The organism is Corynebacterium sp. HMSC036D03 (assembly GCF_001836185.1).
GTDB lineage: Bacteria > Actinomycetota > Actinomycetes > Mycobacteriales > Mycobacteriaceae > Corynebacterium > Corynebacterium simulans.
In genome coordinates, this window is record NZ_KV827712.1 from 1 (window position 1) to 2,844 (window position 2,844).

At 53.0% G+C, this 2,844-nt stretch carries 1 protein-coding gene and 2 pseudogenes; all 3 read left to right on the forward strand.

Features of this window, described 5'->3' with window-relative positions:
* Positions 1–142: 142 nt before the first annotated feature.
* The gene (locus HMPREF2692_RS00895; RefSeq protein WP_083323788.1) at positions 143–1,345 is read left to right on the forward strand and encodes a glycosyltransferase; all 1,203 of its coding nucleotides are present in this window, start codon (positions 143–145) and stop codon (positions 1,343–1,345) included.
* A 280-nt stretch (positions 1,346–1,625) separates the two neighbouring features.
* Positions 1,626–2,320: pseudogene (locus HMPREF2692_RS12495) on the forward strand (sugar phosphate nucleotidyltransferase); the annotation flags it as partial.
* Between the two features lie 144 nt (positions 2,321–2,464).
* A pseudogene (locus HMPREF2692_RS00905) lies at positions 2,465–2,844 on the forward strand (IS21 family transposase); the annotation flags it as partial.

The following is a 2,844-nucleotide window of genomic DNA, read 5'->3' on the forward strand; positions in this document are numbered from 1 at the left end:
AGCTGAGGTAGGAACTAAACCCAGGACGCTTCAGTCCGTCTCAGTAGCCGGGTTTCGCCCCGCCCTCAGAAGAGTTTAGAACTCAACTCGATATTTGAGAACGCTGCAGGACTAGTTGAAAGTACCTGTATACTTCTGAGATATGAAGTTCATTGGCCACACGCGCTACAGCCTATATATCCCAAATTCGACCGCATGGAAAGTTTCCAACGGAACCCGCTTTTCATCACCTGAAGATTATCGCGACTACCTCTACTCAGATGAACGAATGGGGCTGCGAGAGCAAATCTTTCTTAACGAGTCGCTTCCCGCTCTGAAGGAAGCTTCGACCGGCCATGAGCTCCGTCATATTGTATCTTTTTCCACCTCGCTCCCTGAGCATAGAAAGGAAGCCCTGCGTAAGGCTGCTAAAGAATTCTCCTTCTTGGTTTTGGATGAAGTTCCGGATGGGGCTCGCCCGTCCGATCGTTATGAGCTCGTGGGTGATTTTCTTTCCAAGGGTACGATTTTTGGAGACTATCGCCTAGATGACGATGATGTATTGCCTGTTAATTTCTTCGATCGAATGTCGCAATATCTCACACCGGCACACGTGGGATATGTCATTAGCTTCCCGTTAGGGGTTGAAGCAATTCTGACGGACGGGAGCGCCTTCAATCTGAGAGAGGCGCACTATCCGATGAATTCCGTGGGGCAGCTTGGGGTTTGCAAGAAGATGCTAGATGGATCAGTGCAAAAGCCAAGCGCAACATCGCACACTAAGGCGGATCGCCACAATCCAACCGTCCTCGACTCCCGACAGATTGGATATTTTCGTTACAATCATACGGGGCAGGATAATGTTTTGAGTGCGTCGGGAGAAGGAGACCTGAGTCGCCTAGTTGCATCAATGCAGCATTTTCCCGCTCTCTCTCCTGATTTTGACCTTGCTAAGGCATTCCCGTTTGTTATGCATCGAGTGGCGACGCCACGGGAAGAGCAACTTAAGTTTAAGAAGGATGTCTTCACTGAAGTTGAATTTCCCCACAAGGCTCAATGCTTCGAAATAGTGATCGATTGCACCTTGCCCGAAGGCACTCGTCCGAATGACTACTTGCTTAGCTTCAGCTTAGTTGATGCAAACGATCAGCCTATTCCACTTGGTCAGGCAGGAGTTGGTCTTAGCACTTCGCCAAATCCAAGCGTTGGTTACTTTCGCTATGTTAAAGCTAGCGAGGGGGACAGGAAATTGCGCGAAGCCGTTTTCTTGGGAGATGGGATTTTTGCTAAGGCGGTTACCCTTGTCCAATGGCAGCGCAAAGATGCAGTCGAGATCCATGGCGCTCTTCTAAATACCATCAAATAACAGTATGGACCGTTAAAACTTTTTAGATTCCCAGTTGAATGAGTCGTAGGAGTCGCAACCCTGCTCATTTGGCAAGTCGTGTTTGGATCTTGGATGGGTATCGTAGATAGAGCGGTAAGCAGCGCTGTCTGCTCTTCGGGTATTTAGCCTCGTGAAACTGTGTGCATCTCTTTTTTACTCTGCATTTTTAAAATTGGGATGTGCGCACTCCAACGTGTGTTCTGTGGCTCTACCGGGTCGTATAAGGATTGTGTCGTGGGGGTCTGCAGGCTTTGCTTCTATGCGGAATTCCACTAACCCGCCCGCGCCGGGAATGAGTGGCTCGGTGAAGACGGTTGTTGTGCCGGCGGCGGGGATGGGTACTCGCTTTTTCCTGCGACGAAAACGGTGGCTCAGGAGCTTTCGCCGGTGGTGGATACCCCGGGAATTGAGTTGATCGCGGAGGAGGCCGCCGCCTGCGGTGCGCAGCGCATCGCGGTTGCGGTTGCTAAGGAAGAGAGCATGCGGAACTTCGGCGAGTTCGAGGAGTTGCAGAAGATTATGAAGGGCCGCGGTAAAAACGAGTAGGCGGACAAGGGGGCCCGCGCAGGCGAGCTCATTGAGGCTGTTGCGGTCACCTAGGACGAGCCGCTTGGTTTGGGCCATGCAGTCGGATGTGCGGAGCAGGCGCTCGGCAGCGATGACGATGCCGTGGCGGTCATGCTGCCGGATGATCTTGTGTTGCCGGCTTGTGTAATGGACAAGATGTTTCAGGTGCGCGAGCGTCTCGGTGGTTCGGTGTTGTGCGCGTTTAATGTCTCGCGCGATGAAATGTCGAACTACAGCGTGTTCGATGTGGTGGATGCGGATGCCGCATTCGATGACTTTGACGTGTTGAAGGTGCGCGACATGGTGGAAAAGCCTGCCGTGGAAGATGCGCCGTCGACGTTGGTGGCCACGGGGCGGCATTTGCTGGACCGCGGTGCCGTTTCGGCGTAGTTGGTAGGGGCAATCCGCGTAGTTGGTCGGGGTTTTCCGGATAGATGGTAGGGCTCTCTGTTTTCGGTCATTGTATAGGTGGCGTTGGCACAACTTGTGCCGGCGCGTCATCACCTTTCATGACCTTAAGGAGGGCCTTTCATGGCCAACTTCAAAGACATCATGGCGATGTGTTTGGACGGGGGAAGCTATGCTGCCATCTCTGCGGCGTTGGGATGTTCCAACCGGGATATTGCCAAAACCAAGACACTGATTGCGGACCTGAGCATCACCAAGGAGTCGTTTGCTCAGCTGGATCCATCACTCTTCGACGAGCACTTCAGCGACCATCGCGGGGCCCGTCGCAAGCGCTACGACCAGCCAGACTTCGAAAAGCTCGCCAAGCGACTAGCCAATAACAAGCACTTGACCCGCCACAAGCTCTGGCTGGACTACGTTGCTGCACCTGTCGGTGAAGGCGAGTCGAAGTATCAGTACTCCCAGTTTTGGAGCGTGTCAAGTTGTTTGTGTGTGGGGCTTGG

Excerpts from the sequence above, each read along its gene's own strand:
- HMPREF2692_RS00895 (WP_083323788.1), top strand. The coding sequence starts at position 143 with ATGAAGTTCATTGGCCACACGCGCTACAGCCTATATATCCCAAATTCG.